Raw genomic sequence first — 14,709 nt, 5'->3', positions numbered from 1 at the left:
CACTGGCGCAGGTTGAGGTTTTTCGGTGGTCGCGTTGGAAGCAATGCGGCGGGAAGAGCGATCGTTTCCGGCAGAACAAGATGCGGTGACTTTTGGACCTTTACTTTCCGTTTTTCCTGCAACCCCGGTTTACGGGCTGGTTGGCCGTCGGAACGCGATAATGTTTTCGGCGCGCGCTCCACAGCCGCAGTGCGACGCTTATCCTTCACGATGTCAATTGCCTTACGCGCGGCACTGAGGTTGCGGGCAAGACCGATAGCCCTTTCACGCTCTTGTTCCAGCGCCGCACTCAACTCTTCCGAGAACCGCCTTGAAGCGTAAAGTTCCTGGCGAACGATATCGACATCGCGTACGACTGAATCTGCTCGTTCGCGTTCCAGTTCGAGTGCTTCTCCAGCTTGCTTGAGAGCGGTCTCGGCCACCGATCGGTCCTTCATGGCGTTGGCCTTCTCGACCGCTGCCAGGTTTGCGCCTGTCTTAAGAGCGTCGATAGTTTGGCGAGCCGTAGTGAGTTCTTGTTGCAAAAGTTCCACCTTGCGCCTCTCCTCATCAAGCGCTCGCTTCGCAGCAAGCTGAGAGGCTGCCACAGAGGGGTGCGCTCCGGCGGCCCTTTCACGCTCTTGCTCCAGCGCCGCACTCAACTCTGCCGAGACCTGCTTTGAAGCGTCGCGTTCCAGGCGAACGATATCGAGGTCGCGTACGGCTGAATCTGCTCGTTCGCGTTCCAATTCGAGTGCTTCTCCAGCTTGCTTTAGAGCGGTCGCGGCCACCGATCGGTCCTTTATGGCGTTGGTCTTCTCGACCGCGGCGAGGTTTGCGCCTGTCTTAAGAGCGTCGATAGTTTGGCGAGCCGTGGTGAGTTCTTGTTGCAACAGTTCAACCTTGCGCCTCTCCTCATCAAGCGCTCGCTTCACAGCAAGCTGAGAGGCTTCCATGGAGGGGTGCGCTCCGGCTGCCTGCTCGCGGTCCCAGAGAATGGCTTCGGCCCTAAAGTCTTCGATAACGCGCTGCGCCGTCTCCAGGGCTTCGTCTATTTGCTGCTGCTCTTTCAGGGTTTGTGCTGCCTGCTTAGCCACCGTGGTTGCCAATGCGTGTGCCTGGGCGCTTGCGTCACGTACCGCGCGCTGCATAATTTCTAGCTCCGCTCGTGCTGCGGCCAGTTCGCGGCGTAAAGCCACTTCATGCTCGCCGGGCGGCGTTTGCACACCCTCCTTGAGTTGCGCGGCGCTGGCAATGCCGACTCCCGCGGCGACGATGACGCTAACCGCGACTGCACGAAATCTGGACGAGATCTTCATGATGAGAGACTCCTCAAGATCAACGGCTAGCTGGCGGGACAGGGCACTTGCCACAGTCCGGCTGGCAGACACCTTCGCGGTAAAGGTTCTCTGCGCCGTAGCTGCCTTTCGTCCCTTCCAGCACAACCCAAGGTAGAATCACCGGGGCATCTGTGAAGACCGACTGCTGCCATCCGCGTGCCATCCGCGGTGTTCCCTATTTTCCCCCTCCGGACAGGATGATCACGTACACGCCTGCGAATGTCGCCCTTCATTGTGATGACGAGACGCGCCGATCCGCACGTGCCCTGGCGCAGAGGCCGGCGTGCAACGGGCCACACCCTTGAAGAAAGGAAAATAACGGCTTACCCACTGAGAACAGTGCCGAACAGTGGGGATTTGCCTGCGCGACAGCCAACTGAAACAGTTGCGGAACAGTTGGACATGCAGCTGAAGCCTCGGCGCCATCACCGCTGAGAACAGTGGAGGAACACTGGGAATTCAGCGGGCCTTGATGATGCCTTTCGCGCTGAAAACAACAGCTGGAGAGAATACCGTTTCGGCAACTGGCTTTCGGTAGGCATTCTTTTCCCGACCTAGGAGAGGCCAATTTGGCCGGGCACGAACCGCTGAAATGGGGACGGAAGTGGCGACGCCAAAATCTGCCGCGAAAAGCAATTGCTAGTTCAATCGGTTATGATATCCCGCTGGTGGAGCTGAGGAGGATCGAACTCCTGACCTCGTCATTGCGAACGACGCGCTCTCCCAGCTGAGCTACAGCCCCGTCCAGCGGATGGGCGCATTTATCGGGCGCGGCGGTTTCCTGTCAAGACGGCGTTTTGCCCAAAAGCCGGACGACCAGCCACCAGCCTGGCGTGCCGCGGAAGCTGGCTCTTGCCGCTTTCGCCTGCAATGGCTACATGTCGGCAACAATTGGAGACCGGCATGATAGCCCTCATTCAGACCATTGTCCTGGCGCTTGACATTTATTGGTGGATTATCATCGCTTCGGCGATTTTCTCTTGGCTCTACGCCTTCAACGTCGTCAACTCGCGCAACCAGTTCGTCGATAGCGTCAGCAACATGCTCTTCCGGCTGACCGAGCCGGCGCTGCGGCCGATCCGCCGCTTCTTGCCCGATCTCGGCGGCATCGACATTTCGCCGATCATCCTGCTTCTGATCCTGTTCTTCCTCCGGCAGTTCCTGCTCACCACGGTGGCGCCGCTGGTCGTCTGAGCTGGTCGTTCGATGACTGCGCCGTTTCGCCTGCGCGACGACGGCGTCGAAATGTTCGTTCGGCTGACGCCGAAAACGGCGATGGACCGGCTCGAAGGCATCGAGATCTCGGCGGACGGGCGAAGCCATCTGAAGGCTCGCGTCCGCGCCCTACCGGAAAACGGCGCCGCCAATCAAGCGCTCGAACGGCTGGTCGCCAAGGCGCTGGGAGTGCCGCGATCGGCCGTCTCGGTCGTCGTCGGCGGCACGGCCCGGTTTAAGATGCTGCGCGTGCTCGGCGATCCGGCGGCGCTGGCGAGAGGCATCGAGGCGCTCAGCGTCGTTTGAAGCGGGTTCGTTTCCTGCACGCCTCATTCCACCCCCCTCCGTCCTGCCGGACATCTCCCCCGCAAGGGGGAGATCGGATGTCACGATAGCTTTCGCCAATTTTCAACGTTGAAGAAAAGCGCTGGAGCCCAAGCTACCGTTCTCCCACTTGCGGGGGGATGCCCGGTAAGGGGTGCTGTCTCTCCGGCGTCTAGAAAGGCTTGCGCCGCTGGGATACTCAGACCAAGCCGCGCTTGACCATCATCGCTTCGGGCGACGGCATCTTGCCGCGGAAGGCGGTGTAGAGCTCTTCCGGGTCCTTCGAGCCGCCGGCGGCATAGATATTCTTCCTGAGCCGCTCGGCCAGCACCGGATTGAACGGGTCGCCGGTCTCCTCGAAGGCGGCGAAGGCGTCGGCGTCGAGCACCTCCGACCACATGTAGGAATAGTAGCCGGCCGAATAGCCGTCGCCGGCAAAAATGTGGCCGAAATGCGGGGTGCGATGGCGCATCGCGATGGTGTCGGGCATGTTGAGTTTCACGAGCGTTTCGGCTTCGAAACGAAGCGGCTCCTCCGGTGCATCCGGCCGCGCATGGTATGCCATGTCGACCAGCGCCGAGGCGGTGAACTCGACCGTGGCGAAGCCGGCGCCGAAGGTGCGCGCCGCCAGCATCTTGTCGACCAGCGCCTTCGGCATCGGCTTGCCGCTCTTCACGTGCAGCGCATGCTTTTCCAGCACCGCCGGCACGGTCAGCCAGTGCTCGTAGAGTTGCGAGGGCAATTCGACGAAATCGCGGCTGACGGAGGTGCCCGAAACCGACGGCCAGGTGACGTCGGTCAGCATGCCGTGCAGGGCATGACCGAATTCGTGGAACAGGGTCTTGGCTTCGTCGACCGACAAAAGTGCTGCCTCGCCCTCCGGCGGTTTGGCGAAATTCATGATGTTGTAGATGACCGGCTTGGAGCCATGGCCGAGCTTATAGCCGGATTTCAGCGCGCTCATCCAGGCGCCGGAGCGTTTGGAGGGCCGCGCGAAATAGTCGGCAAGAAAGAGTCCGCGCTCGCTGCCGTCGGCATTCCTGACGACGAAAACGCGTGCGTCCGGATGCCAGGTGGCGATGCCTTTCTTCTCCTCGAAGGTGATGCCGAACAATCGTGTCGCCACGTCGAAACAGGCATCGATGATGCGGTCGAGTTGCAGATAAGGCTTCAGTTCGGCCTCGTCGAAGGCGAATTTCTCGGCGCGAAGCTTCTCCTGATAGAAGCGCCAGTCCCAGGCGGCGAATTTTTCGTTGCTGCCGGCCTCGGCCGCCAACCGCTGCAACTCCGCCTGGTCGCTTGCGGCCTTTTCCAAGGCTTTTTCCCAGACCGGGTCGAGCAGCATATGCACCGCCTCCGGCGCCTTTGCCATGGTATCGTCGAGCTTCAGCGCCGCGAAGGAAGCGTAGCCGAGCAGCTTCGCCTTTTCGGCGCGCAGGCGCAGCATGTCGCGCACCACGGCGGTGTTGTCGGTGGCGCCGCCATTCTGGCCACGCATGGTGAAGGCGCGGAAGGCGATCTCGCGCAAGTCGCGGCGCTCGGAGAAGGTCGAGAACGGCTCGTAGATCGAGCGCGACAGGGTGACCGCATAGCGGCCTTTCTGGCCGCGCATTTCGGCAGCCTCCGCCATCGCGCTTTTCAGGAATTCCGGCAGGCCGACAAGGTCGGCCTCGTCGAGGAACAGCGCCCAGTCGCGCTCGTCGGCAAGCAGGTTTTGCCCGAACCTCGTGCCGAGCGACGACAGTTCCTCATTGATCGCCGCAAGCCGCTTCTTGCCGTCCGCGTCGAGCCTGGCGCCGGAGCGGACAAAACCTTTCCAGGTCTTTTCCAGCACCCGCAGCGTCTCGGCATCGAGCTTTAGGGTTTCCCGGCGCTGATAGAGATCGTCGATGCGGGCAAACAGCCTTTCGTTCATCGAGATCGCCGAGAAATGCCGCGACATCTTTGGCGAGATGTCGCGCTCCAGCGCCTGGATCGCCTCGTTGGTGTGGGCGCCGGCCCGGCACCAGAAGATCGACGAGACATGGTCGAGCGCCTCGCCGCCAAGCTCCAGTGCTGCAAGCGTATTCTCGACGGTCGGCGCCTCGGCATTGCCTGATATTGCCTCGATCTCGGCCTCATGCGCCTTCAATGCCGCATCGAAAACCCCGGAAAAATCGCCGTCGCCGATGCGGGTGAAATCGGGCAGGCCGAGCGGCCCTTGCCAGATGGTCAGCGGATGGGCGGCGAGGTCGACGGCGGACGGCATGGGCAATCTTTCGCTGAGTGAGGGGCTTTCGCTGAGTGGCTGTAGAGGCAGGGCGAGATCATCACCGATGTAAGGCGCTGGCTTGCCGTACGCAATATCGGTAACCGCTCAATAGGCGTCGCAGTTTTCCGCGATCGCCGCCTGCGAACTGGCGGTGATGCGGTTGTCGGCGATCGCGAAGGTTTCCTGCATCAGCGCGTCGTTGTTGGGGAAATCATAGCAGGCGATCACCGTGGTGACGCCACCCTCGGTCTTCTCGATCCGATGCCGGATTTCAGCCCCGGCGACAGCGCCTTGCCAGTCGTCGATCGAGGCGATGAATTCCTGCTTGGTCTGGACGACGCCGAGATCGTCGAGGTTTATCCGGACGTCGTCAGCAAGCAGGTCCGACAATTCGGTGCGATCGGCGACCAGCAGCGCCGCATACCAGCGGCCGATGAGCGCGCCGTCGTCGGCGCGAGCGGACATGACGGAAAACAGCAGCGCCGTTGTGGCGAAGGCGATCGAACGGCATACCATGCAACCCTCCTATGTGATCTCCGGCCGCTCGAAGTCACCGGTATCCTTGTTCATCACCCAGAGCTCGCCGGTCGAGATGTCGAACCAGGCGCCATGCAGCGACAGCCGTCCCTTGCCTTCCAGGATCGAGACGCAGGGGAAGGTCCTGAGATTAGCGATCGAATAGCGGATCGAAATGCGTTCCAGCGCGGTCTGGCGCTCCGCCGCCGTCATGAAGGTGCTGGAGGACACGGTCTCGGCCGCCGGCGCAATCAGGCTCATCCACTTGCCGATGAAGTCGCCGGGCGACAGGGGCGCGGCCGTACTGTCGAGTGCCGCGCGGATGCCGCCGCAGCGGCCATGGCCCATCACCACGATGTTCTTCACCTTGAGGCTCTGCACGGCGAATTCGAGCGCCGCCGAGGTCGAGTGGAACTGGTCGTCGGGCGCATAGGGCGGCACCAGATTGCCGACGTTGCGCAGCACGAAGAGTTCGCCGGGGCCAGCGTCGAAGATCGCCTCGGGAGCCGCGCGGGAGTCGCAGCAAGCAACGATCATCGTTTCGGGGGACTGGCCCTCGCGGGCGAGCGAGCGATAGCGTCCGCTTTCGGCGAGGTAGCGGCCGCTCATGAAATTACGGTAGCCGGTGAGCAGATGGTCAGGGAGATGAGGCATAGGCGGCGTCTGGAGCCTTTCCGGGTTAGGCGGCAGCTCTTTCAAGTCAGGAAGGCTCTAGCGGCAAAAGCCGGTCATGGGCAATGCCGAATCGCAGAGGACTGGCTGCAACAGGCATGCAGTAAACAAGCCTCGGCCTGGTGAGGTCATGTCCTTGCAAGCCGGTTGTCATGCCCAGATCGCCACAGGGATGCCAAAACGGTCGGCGAGCGGCGGATCCGGAAACGGCTTTGCCTCGCCGCTGGCGATACGGCCGGCAATCAGCATCATCGCTGCGGCGTCGACAAAGTCGTCGGCAGCAGCGCCTCGCGGCGGCGCCTGGTCGAGAAAGCCCCTGATATAACCGTGCTGGCAAAGCAGCGCCTTGCGTTCCGCCATACCGGCCGGGTTGATGACCCCCCTGATCTTCTTCGGCAAGCACATTGCCTGATCGCCGTTCAGTCGGCAGAAGGCGACCTCCGGATGCGATTCGAACACGCGGCTGCGCAGTTCGGGACGCGCGATCAGCACGGCATCGATCTCGCGGATCTTGGCAAAAATGCCGAAGGCCTGGATCGAGACGCCGCGCGGCGGATCGGAGGTTGCCTTCGCCACTTCGCTTGCCTGGCGATGCGCGGCATACCAGGCCTCGATCGTGGTGAAGCCGTCTGTATGCGCGTAAAGCGCCGCACGCGAGGGGATGGCGAAGACGCTGGATTGCCTGTTACCAAGCAGCGGCCGCACCAGCGCTTCGGGCCCGCGTCCGCCCCTTAGCGAAAGATCGGGCAGGCCGATCGGCATGTCGACGGCGACTGTCGCATCGGCCGGCAATGCGTCGAGCAGTGCTGCGAAGTTTGGAAAAACGGCCGCCGAGGGCACTGCGCCCGGATCGCGGCGAACGGCGATCCAGCCGGCCTTGCAGCCGTCGACTCCGACAACAGTCACGCTCTTTTGTCCCGCCCCGGATGCAGGAGATGGCGAATTTGCACCATCGCCATCGGGTGCGACAGGCTCTGCGCGTCGGTTTCGAGCTGCAATTCGTCGCCGCCGCGCTTGGCGGTGCGCGCCAGGATTTCGTAGACCGCCGCCGTGGTCGACTGCAGTGCCTTGACCGCCGGCTGGCCGGACAGGATGCGCGCCAGATAGACGGCCGCCGTCAGGTCGCCGAGCCCATTGGGCGGCTTTTCGATGAGGCGATGTTCGGCGAGCAGCGCCTGGTTGCCGTTGAGCAGGAGATTGCCGGTGCCGCCGGCCATCATCGCCGGCGCCGAAGTGACCAGCATGGTGGACGGCCCGGCATCAAGGGCGGCCGCCATCACCGCCTTGAGATCGGGCAGCGGCGCTCCCGCCATCCATTCCAGCTCGTAGCGGTTTGGCGTGGCGATGTCGGCGATCGGCATCAGCCGGTCGCGCATGGCAATGGCGGTGGTCTCCGGCACATAGAGCCCGCCCGAATCGCCCATCACCGGGTCGCAGATATAGACGGCGTCCGGCGTCTTCGCCTTGACCGCGCCGACCAGCGAGGCGACAGCGTCGGCCTGGCCGCCTTCGCCGAGGTAGCCGGACAGCACCGCGCCGACCTCGCCCAGCCATGGCGCGCGCTCGAGATCGGCCATCAGCGCCTTGAATTGATCGAGCGGCGGCACGATGCGCGTCGCCCGTCCATGGCCCGGATGCCAGGGCAGGATGACGGTCGGCACCGCCCACACCGGAAAGCCCAGCGTCTCCAGCGCAAAGACCGCGGCGCGGTTGCCGACCGAACCGCGCGCAACATGGCTGGAAATGACGATGACCGCGCGCGGCGCGTCGTGTTCTTCGGTGCTCACGAGGTTCCTAACTTTGGCTGATGAAAAGCACGAGCCAGATCAACAGGCCAATGGCGACAACGAGCCCTAGCACCCGGCCAATGCGCGTGCCCCAATATTCGATCGGGTCCGACTGGTCGGCGTCTGCAGCAGTGACGTGATCGCGCGCGCCCTTCGCGGTCCGCGCCATGAACGAGGTGCCGCCCGGGTCGGTTTCACGTGCCACGCGCTCGATGATGCGGCGCGATTCGTCGTCACTGTCCTGGCGTTCCGCCATGGCGATGCCCTGATTTCGCGGCGACTTTAACCTGTTCGCCCGGCCAATTACAGGGCCTGGCAGTGAATGATAAAGAACCAGCAAGGCTCCCAGGCGGAGGTCATGTTCTTGCACGCGGATTGTGGTACTGCTTCGGCTGCCAGTCATATTGAGGGATCTTTCCATGCTTGCTCAGCGTCTTTCCTCCCCTTTCTTCTTCCGCAACCTGCCTGCCTTGCTGATGATGACGATCGTGCTGCCGCTGCTTGCCGGCTGTGGCTACAACACCATCCCGACAGCGGAGGAAAGCGCCAAGGCCGCATGGAGCCAGGTGCTGAACCAGTACCAACGCCGCGCCGATCTCATCCCGAACCTGGTCGAGACGGTCAAGGGCTATGCCGCGCACGAGAAGGATACGCTCGATGCCGTGGTCGAGGCGCGCGCCAAGGCGACGCAAGTGACGGTGACGCCCGAAACGCTGAGCGATCCGGAAGCCGTCAAGAGATTCCAGGACAGTCAAGCCGGGCTGACCAGCGCGCTGTCGCGGTTGCTGGCAGTGGTGGAGAATTATCCCGACCTCAAGGCCAACCAGAATTTTCTGGCGCTACAGGCGCAGCTCGAAGGCACCGAGAACCGCATCGCGGTCGCCCGCCGCGACTATATCGAGGCGGTGCGGGAGTACAATCTGACGCTGCGGACGTTCCCTTCGGTGATTTGGGCCACCCTGTGGTTCCGCGGCAATCAGCCGTTCGCGAACTTCACCATCGAGGAAGACAAGATGCAGACGCCGAAGGTCGATTTCGGCACGAACACGACGCAGGGTGGGTGATCAGCGAAGCCTAAGTCCTCGTAGTGCTAATCCTTGCGACGAGACGGACCGCAGGACAGCGGGGGGCGCGAAGGAATGCAAACCCTTCATTGCCGCGCTTCCTTCTCGGCCTTTTTTGCCTGACGCTCTTCCTCCCCCTCACCGCTCTCGCCGCCGAATTGCCTGTTCTGACCGGGCGGGTTGTCGATAATGCCGATATCATCGATGCCGCGACCGAGGCGGCGCTGACGCGGAAGCTTGCGGATTTCGAAGCCAAGAGCTCTGACCAGATCGTCGTCGCGACGGTTCCTAGCCTCGACGGCGAGGAGATCGAGCCCTACGCCAATCGTCTGTTTCGCGCCTGGAAGCTCGGCCAGGCCGGCGAGGACAATGGCGTGCTTTTGCTGGTCGCCAACAACGATCGCAAGATGCGGATCGAGGTCGGCTATGGGCTGGAAGGCACGCTGACCGACCTGCACACCAGGCTGATCATCGAAAACGACATGGTGCCGGCCTTCCGCGCCGGCGACTTCTCCGGCGGCATAGCCAAGGCCGTCGACGACATGGTCATGGTGCTGCAAGGCAATCCGGAAGAGCTGGAAGCGCGCGGCACCCGCAATCCGGCCGACAGCAATTCTGTCGATCCCATTGTCGCGCTGTTCATCATCGTGTGGGCGATGCTGTTCTTAGGCGGCCTGGCGATGGCATTCCTGCCGCCGATCTTCGGCACAAAGCTGTCGCCGGGCGTGTATAAATGGCTGGGCATGACATTTCGTTATGGCCAAAGATCGGGCCGCTATGGCCAAAGGTCGGGTTCCGCGTCCTCGGGCGGCGTCTGGACAACCGGCACCGGCAGCGGCTGGTCGTCGGGCCGTTCCGGTGGCGGCTGGTCGTCGGGCGGTGGCGGCGGCGGGTTTTCGGGCGGCGGCGGCTCGTCCGGTGGCGGCGGTTCTTCAGGAAGCTGGTGAGACACAACATGGCAACACGACCGATCAGCCCCGGGGATCATGACCGCATCGCCAAAGCGATCCGCGCCGCCGAATCAAAGACCGACGGCGAAATCTACTGCGTCGTGGCCTATGCCAGCGACGGCTATTTCTTTCCGGCGGCCTTTATGGCGACGCTGGCCATGCTCGTCGTCAGCCTCGCCGTCAGCTACGGGCTGGAAGCATGGTGGCTGTCGATCCGCGTGCCGCATTTCGTCATCGCGCAGCTTCTGGCGATGGTCTCGGTGCTTGTCCTGTTGTGGGCGGTGCCCGGCTTGCGCATCTACCTGGTGCCGAGGCGGCTGCGCTACCAAGCCGCGCATGCCAATGCGATAAAGCAGTTCCTCGCCCGCAACGTCCACCGCACCACGGCGCGCACCGGCGTGCTGGTGTTCGTTTCGATTGCCGAGCACTACGCCGAAGTGATCGCCGACAGCGGCATCGACAGCCGTGTCGGCCAGGATGTCTGGGACAGCGTCGTCCGCGACCTTACCGCGCATGCTGGCGACGATCGTCTCGCCGACGGCTTCATCAGGGCAATCGAAGCGACGGGCGCGGTCCTGGCCGAGCATTTCCCGGTTTCTACCGGCGACAGCAACGAGCTGGACGACCATCTGGTCGAGATCTAAGAGCCTGCCTGCAAACGCTACTCTGCCGGACGCCTGACGCGATTTTCTGCGCTTCAGATGCTCACGGACTCAGCGCATGACCCCGGAAACCGAGATCGGTTTCTGGAAAAGGATCATGCGCAATTGAAAGCGTTAGAGCGTCCTATGCGCGTCCAATTGGACGCGCGGCGCTCTAATGTCCGCTGCGCTTCGGTTCTCGAAAACCGCGCCATTTGCCTCGGCAGAGCGCGTTTTCAGACAGGCTCTTTCGTGTCGCAGGCACGTCTATCGTCTGTGCGAAAGCTTGGGAGCCGGTGACCGGACTCTTGCAATCGGGCGATGCGGGTTTATGGTTAACCAATCATGAAGACGCTGAGTATCGACATCAGGAAAGCCGAGCCGCGCGACGCAAGCGCCGTCGCCGACGTGCACCTGCTGGCCTGGCGCGGCGCCTACTCCGGCATCATCCCGCATCGCACCCTGACATCGATGATCAACCGCCGCGGCGCCGACTGGTGGGCGAACGCCATCCGCGGTGCCGCCACCGTTCTGGTCGTCGAGATCGGCGGCAAGGTCGCCGGCTACGCCACGATCGGCAAGAACCGCGCCCGCGAGCTCAAGCAGCAGGGCGAGATTTACGAACTTTACGTGCGCCCGGAATACCAGGGCATCGGGCTCGGCAGCCGGCTATTCTCGGCCGCACGGGCGCGACTGGCGGATCATGGCCTGAAAGGCATGGTGGTGTGGGCGCTGGAAGACAATCAGAACGCGCTCGCCTTCTATGCCGGCGCCGGCGGCCGCGACGTCGCCGAAGGCGTCGAGGTCTTCGAGCAGAAGGCGCTGAAGAAGGTCGCCTTCGTCTGGGAATGACGGCTCGACACGCCTCTCGCTAACACCCCCTCAGCTGCTTTCAGTACCATTCGCCGCATTGCACCATGCGCCGCTGCCCGCTATCGGTCTCCTATCGAAAGAGGGACAAAAGCCATGCGTATCGAAGCCATTGCCATCGGAAAGAACCCGCCGGAGGACATCAACGTCATCATCGAGGTGCCGATCGGTGGCGAGCCGATCAAGTACGAGATGGACAAGGAGGCCGGCACGCTGTTCGTCGACCGCTTCCTGCATACCTCGATGCGCTATCCCGGCAATTACGGCTTCGTGCCGCACACGCTGTCAGGTGACGGCGACCCGATCGACGTGCTGGTCTGCAACACGCGCGCGCTGGTGCCGGGCTGCGTCATCAATGTGCGGCCGATCGGCGTGCTGGTGATGGAGGACAATTCCGGTCTGGACGAAAAGATCATCGCGGTGCCTTCGCCCAAGCTGACGCTGCGCTACGAGAACGTCACCGAATACACGCACCTGCCCGACATCACCCGCCAGCAGGTGCAGCACTTCTTCGAGCACTACAAGGATCTCGAACCCGGCAAATGGGTCAAGATCGAGGGCTGGCACGACGCCGCCTATGCCAAGAAGATGATCATCGAGGCGATCGAGCGGGCTAAGGCAAGCAAGTAGCCGAAGCCTGGAGTGTTCGAAGAAATGGGCTATCGCAACCATGGAGGTTGGCAGAGGCCCTCAGCTTCGTCATCCTGGGGTCTGCGCTCCGCTTCGCGTCGCTCCGCCCAGGGATGATGACGAAGTCAGTTATCGACGCGGCCGAAATCGGGTGCGTTGCCGATCACCACGCGCTTGTCCTTGCCGCAGGCAAAGGTGCGTGCCTTCTCGTCGGCGAGTTTTCGCGCCTCATCATTGGCGGCCGGATTGCCGGTGGCCAGCACCAGGCCGACGGTGCAGCCCTCATAGTTCTCCGGCTGGGCGACCTTGGCGACGATCAGCACGTCGGTTGGTTTGTTCTCCCCCTCGGGATTGCTGATCGAGCGACGGTGGATGACCGCGAAAGGAATGGCAAGATCGCCGTTCGTCTCGATGCGCCACTCGAGTTTGGGTGCAGCCGAATTGAAGGCGATGAAACTTTCCCAGACCGTGGTCATGTCGCTGGGCGGAAAACCGTAGAACAGCGATTCCCGGGCATCGTCGTAGGCGATCAGCACCGGGTAGCCGCGATAGCCCGAACAGGCAAGACTGGCCCAGTCGCCTTCGCCTTCTTGCGCCTGCGCGTAGGTCACGCAGTCCTTCTTCCAGTCGAGATCGGTGTAGGCGCTGGAAATGTCGCCGGCCTGGGCAGCCTGGCAGAGGCCGGCAAGGGCAAGCGGGATCATCAAAAGGCTACGCATCGCGGACAACTCCGTTTCGGGCTGCCGCACGGTATCGTTAAACGCTATTTCTTCAAGCTCGCTTCGATCAGCAGGTCCGCGTTCCGGGCTACAGACTTCGCCGGTCCGCCGGCACCGAACAGCTGGCCGCTGATATAGGCGCCTTCGATCAGAAGCAGCAGCCCGTCGCCCAGCGTATCGGCGTCGCCGGCACCCATTGCCGCCGCCATGGCGCGCAGGCGTCGTCGCAATTCCTGCTTGTTGGCCTCACTCACCACGCGGGCCGGGTGGCCGCGCTCGGGATATTCGACGGCCGCATTGGTCATGCCGCAGCCGCGATAGTCTGGCTTTTGCGTGCGCTTGCCGATGCGTGTCAGGAAGGCAGCGATCTGCGCGCGCGGATCGCCGGGATGGGCAGCCACCGCCTCGTCGAAGCGGGCCCAGAACTCCAGGTCGTATTGCCGGAGATAGGACGCGGCCAATTCGTCCTTGGAGGGAAAGCTGCGATAGAGGCTGGGCTTGGTGACGCCGGCACGCCGCACGATCTCGTCGACGCCGATCGCCCTGATGCCTTGCCGGTAGAACAGGTCGCGGGCAACGCGAAGGATTTTTTCGCCGGCGCGGGGCTGTGCCAATTCATCCGCTTTGATCCTTGGTTCAATGCTTTTCATCTAGGATGTGCCGTTGCCTGCTTGACAATGTTACCGATCGGTACGTATACCTCGGTGCAATTGCAACGTACCGGTCAGTAACATGATAGCTCAATCCCGTCCGTTTGGCCAGCGCTACGCTTTCGTCGTGGTCGCCGTCATTTTCCTCTGTCTGCTGATCGCGGCGGGCCTGCGGTCGGCGCCGGCCGTCATGATGCTGCCGCTGGAGGAGAGTTTCGGCTGGCGGCGCGATGTCGTTTCGCTCGCCGCGGCCATCGGCATCTTCCTCTACGGCCTGACCGGGCCGTTTGCCGCGGCACTGATGGAACGGATCGGACTGCGCCGTACGCTGCTGGCGTCGCTGATGTTGATGTCGGGCTCGACGGCGCTCAGCCTGTTGATGACCGAGCCGTGGCACCTGCTTCTCACCTGGGGCGTATTCTCCGGCGTCGGTTCCGGCGCGGTCGCCACGGTGCTCGGCGCCACCATCGTCAATCGCTGGTTCAAGACCAATCGCGGCCTGGTGATGGGACTGATGTCGGCCTCCGCCGCCACCGGGCTGCTGGTGTTCCTGCCGCTGCTCGCGGCACTCGCCCAGTCGGGCGGCTGGAAGCCTGTCGCCATCGCCATTGCCGTCGCCACCGCCTGCCTCGTGCCGCTGGTCTGGCTGCTGGTGCCTGAGCGTCCGGCCTCGATCGGCATGGTGCGTTACGGCGCTGAGGCCGATGACGTGCCGCCGGTTCCGCCGGCCTCGCAGGGCAATTTCCTCACGCACACACTCAGCACGCTGCGCCGTGCCGCCGGCACCCGCGTGTTCTGGTATCTGTTCGCCACCTTCTTCATCTGCGGCTTCACCACCAACGGACTGGTCGGCACGCACCTGATCGCGTTTTGCGGCGACATGGGTATCGGTCAGGTGCAAGCCGCCGGCCTGCTGTCGCTGATGGGCATCTTCGATCTGATCGGCACGACGCTGTCGGGTTGGCTGACCGACCGCTTCGACCCGCGCAAGCTGCTCGGCGTCTATTATGGCATCCGCGGCCTGTCGCTGATCTATCTGCCTTATTCCGGCTTCTCGTCGACCAGTCTTATCATCTTCGCCGTGCTCTACGGGTTGGACTG

Annotated in this window: 16 protein-coding genes, 1 tRNA gene and 1 pseudogene; 8 read left to right on the top strand and 10 right to left on the bottom strand. The window is 62.9% G+C overall.

Annotated elements, in window-relative coordinates:
• Both EOA85_RS11000 and EOA85_RS10995 read right to left on the bottom strand, forming a co-directional pair.
• Positions 1-1,298, bottom strand: a pseudogene (locus EOA85_RS11000) (hypothetical protein); the annotation flags it as partial.
• A 687-nt stretch (positions 1,299-1,985) separates the two neighbouring features.
• Positions 1,986-2,061 (bottom strand) — tRNA-Ala (locus tag EOA85_RS10995).
• A 161-nt stretch (positions 2,062-2,222) separates the two neighbouring features.
• Here EOA85_RS10995 and EOA85_RS10990 point away from each other — a divergent pair.
• Both EOA85_RS10990 and EOA85_RS10985 read left to right on the top strand, forming a co-directional pair.
• Positions 2,223-2,513: a YggT family protein gene (locus tag EOA85_RS10990; RefSeq protein ID WP_023800489.1), complete on the top strand. Its 291-nt coding sequence runs from the start codon at positions 2,223-2,225 to the stop codon at positions 2,511-2,513.
• A 12-nt stretch (positions 2,514-2,525) separates the two neighbouring features.
• Positions 2,526-2,840, top strand: coding sequence for a DUF167 family protein (locus tag EOA85_RS10985; protein ID WP_127209430.1), 315 nt, complete (start codon positions 2,526-2,528; stop codon positions 2,838-2,840).
• Positions 2,841-3,057: 217 nt separating this feature from the next.
• Here the strand turns inward: EOA85_RS10985 and EOA85_RS10980 are convergent, their stop codons facing one another.
• The 6 genes from EOA85_RS10980 to EOA85_RS10955 all read right to left on the bottom strand — a co-directional run bounded on the left by EOA85_RS10980 (position 3,058) and on the right by EOA85_RS10955 (position 8,340).
• Positions 3,058-5,112, bottom strand: a complete 2,055-nt coding sequence (locus EOA85_RS10980; RefSeq protein ID WP_127209429.1) for a M3 family metallopeptidase — start codon at positions 5,110-5,112, stop codon at positions 3,058-3,060.
• A 102-nt stretch (positions 5,113-5,214) separates the two neighbouring features.
• A complete protein-coding gene (locus EOA85_RS10975) occupies positions 5,215-5,625 on the bottom strand; it encodes a nuclear transport factor 2 family protein (RefSeq protein ID WP_127209428.1) in 411 nt (136 codons plus the stop codon).
• Between the two features lie 9 nt (positions 5,626-5,634).
• Positions 5,635-6,279: a carbonic anhydrase gene (locus EOA85_RS10970; RefSeq protein WP_127209427.1), complete on the bottom strand. Its 645-nt coding sequence runs from the start codon at positions 6,277-6,279 to the stop codon at positions 5,635-5,637.
• 168 nt (positions 6,280-6,447) lie between these two features.
• Positions 6,448-7,203 (bottom strand): DUF429 domain-containing protein, encoded by a 756-nt coding sequence (locus tag EOA85_RS10965; RefSeq protein ID WP_127209426.1) that lies wholly within the window; start codon positions 7,201-7,203, stop codon positions 6,448-6,450.
• Complete coding sequence (gene pdxY / locus EOA85_RS10960) at positions 7,200-8,084, bottom strand: pyridoxal kinase PdxY (protein WP_127209425.1); 885 nt, start codon at positions 8,082-8,084, stop codon at positions 7,200-7,202. The genes EOA85_RS10965 and pdxY overlap by 4 nt, the downstream gene beginning before the upstream one ends.
• A gap of 7 nt (positions 8,085-8,091) precedes the next feature.
• Positions 8,092-8,340 carry a hypothetical protein gene (locus EOA85_RS10955; RefSeq protein WP_127209424.1) on the bottom strand — a complete coding sequence of 83 codons (249 nt, stop codon included), beginning with the start codon at positions 8,338-8,340 and terminating at the stop codon, positions 8,092-8,094.
• Between the two features lie 163 nt (positions 8,341-8,503).
• On the opposite strand from EOA85_RS10955, the gene EOA85_RS10950 reads away from it, so the two are divergent.
• From EOA85_RS10950 to ppa, 5 genes are all read left to right on the top strand, one after another.
• Positions 8,504-9,148 (top strand): LemA family protein, encoded by a 645-nt coding sequence (locus EOA85_RS10950; RefSeq protein ID WP_029349116.1) that lies wholly within the window; start codon positions 8,504-8,506, stop codon positions 9,146-9,148.
• An 89-nt stretch (positions 9,149-9,237) separates the two neighbouring features.
• Entirely contained in the window at positions 9,238-10,095 is an 858-nt protein-coding gene (locus EOA85_RS10945) for a YgcG family protein (RefSeq protein ID WP_127209423.1), read from the top strand.
• An 8-nt stretch (positions 10,096-10,103) separates the two neighbouring features.
• Positions 10,104-10,742, top strand: a complete 639-nt coding sequence (locus tag EOA85_RS10940; protein WP_065011158.1) for a TPM domain-containing protein — start codon at positions 10,104-10,106, stop codon at positions 10,740-10,742.
• Between the two features lie 342 nt (positions 10,743-11,084).
• Positions 11,085-11,591: a GNAT family N-acetyltransferase gene (locus EOA85_RS10935; protein WP_127209422.1), complete on the top strand. Its 507-nt coding sequence runs from the start codon at positions 11,085-11,087 to the stop codon at positions 11,589-11,591.
• Between the two features lie 114 nt (positions 11,592-11,705).
• Complete coding sequence (gene ppa / locus EOA85_RS10930; protein WP_029349108.1) at positions 11,706-12,239, top strand: inorganic diphosphatase; 534 nt, start codon at positions 11,706-11,708, stop codon at positions 12,237-12,239.
• Between the two features lie 125 nt (positions 12,240-12,364).
• On the opposite strand, the gene EOA85_RS10925 is transcribed toward ppa, so the two are convergent.
• Positions 12,365-12,958 carry a hypothetical protein gene (locus tag EOA85_RS10925; RefSeq protein ID WP_127209421.1) on the bottom strand — a complete coding sequence of 198 codons (594 nt, stop codon included), beginning with the start codon at positions 12,956-12,958 and terminating at the stop codon, positions 12,365-12,367.
• A gap of 44 nt (positions 12,959-13,002) precedes the next feature.
• Positions 13,003-13,608, bottom strand: a complete 606-nt coding sequence (locus tag EOA85_RS10920) for a TetR/AcrR family transcriptional regulator (protein WP_127209420.1) — start codon at positions 13,606-13,608, stop codon at positions 13,003-13,005.
• Positions 13,609-13,690: 82 nt separating this feature from the next.
• On the opposite strand from EOA85_RS10920, the gene EOA85_RS10915 reads away from it, so the two are divergent.
• A partial coding sequence (locus EOA85_RS10915) for an MFS transporter (protein ID WP_164759598.1) occupies positions 13,691-14,709 on the top strand: 1,019 nt, incomplete at its 3' end.

It is taken from the genome of Mesorhizobium sp. M5C.F.Ca.IN.020.29.1.1, from assembly GCF_003997375.1.
GTDB classification, from domain to species: Bacteria; Pseudomonadota; Alphaproteobacteria; order Rhizobiales; family Rhizobiaceae; genus Mesorhizobium; species Mesorhizobium wenxiniae.
This window is presented reverse-complemented; position numbering and strand designations above follow the sequence as displayed.

Coding starts and splice junctions, on each gene's coding strand:
- EOA85_RS10970 (WP_127209427.1), bottom strand. CDS start 6,279: ATGCCTCATCTCCCTGACCATCTGCTCACCGGCTACCGTAATTTCATG.
- EOA85_RS10935 (WP_127209422.1), top strand. CDS start 11,085: ATGAAGACGCTGAGTATCGACATCAGGAAAGCCGAGCCGCGCGACGCA.
- EOA85_RS10955 (WP_127209424.1), bottom strand. CDS start 8,340: ATGGCGGAACGCCAGGACAGTGACGACGAATCGCGCCGCATCATCGAG.
- EOA85_RS10920 (WP_127209420.1), bottom strand. CDS start 13,608: ATGAAAAGCATTGAACCAAGGATCAAAGCGGATGAATTGGCACAGCCC.
- EOA85_RS10940 (WP_065011158.1), top strand. CDS start 10,104: ATGGCAACACGACCGATCAGCCCCGGGGATCATGACCGCATCGCCAAA.
- EOA85_RS10985 (WP_127209430.1), top strand. CDS start 2,526: ATGACTGCGCCGTTTCGCCTGCGCGACGACGGCGTCGAAATGTTCGTT.
- EOA85_RS10990 (WP_023800489.1), top strand. CDS start 2,223: ATGATAGCCCTCATTCAGACCATTGTCCTGGCGCTTGACATTTATTGG.
- EOA85_RS10975 (WP_127209428.1), bottom strand. CDS start 5,625: ATGGTATGCCGTTCGATCGCCTTCGCCACAACGGCGCTGCTGTTTTCC.
- ppa (WP_029349108.1), top strand. CDS start 11,706: ATGCGTATCGAAGCCATTGCCATCGGAAAGAACCCGCCGGAGGACATC.
- EOA85_RS10925 (WP_127209421.1), bottom strand. CDS start 12,958: ATGCGTAGCCTTTTGATGATCCCGCTTGCCCTTGCCGGCCTCTGCCAG.
- EOA85_RS10950 (WP_029349116.1), top strand. CDS start 8,504: ATGCTTGCTCAGCGTCTTTCCTCCCCTTTCTTCTTCCGCAACCTGCCT.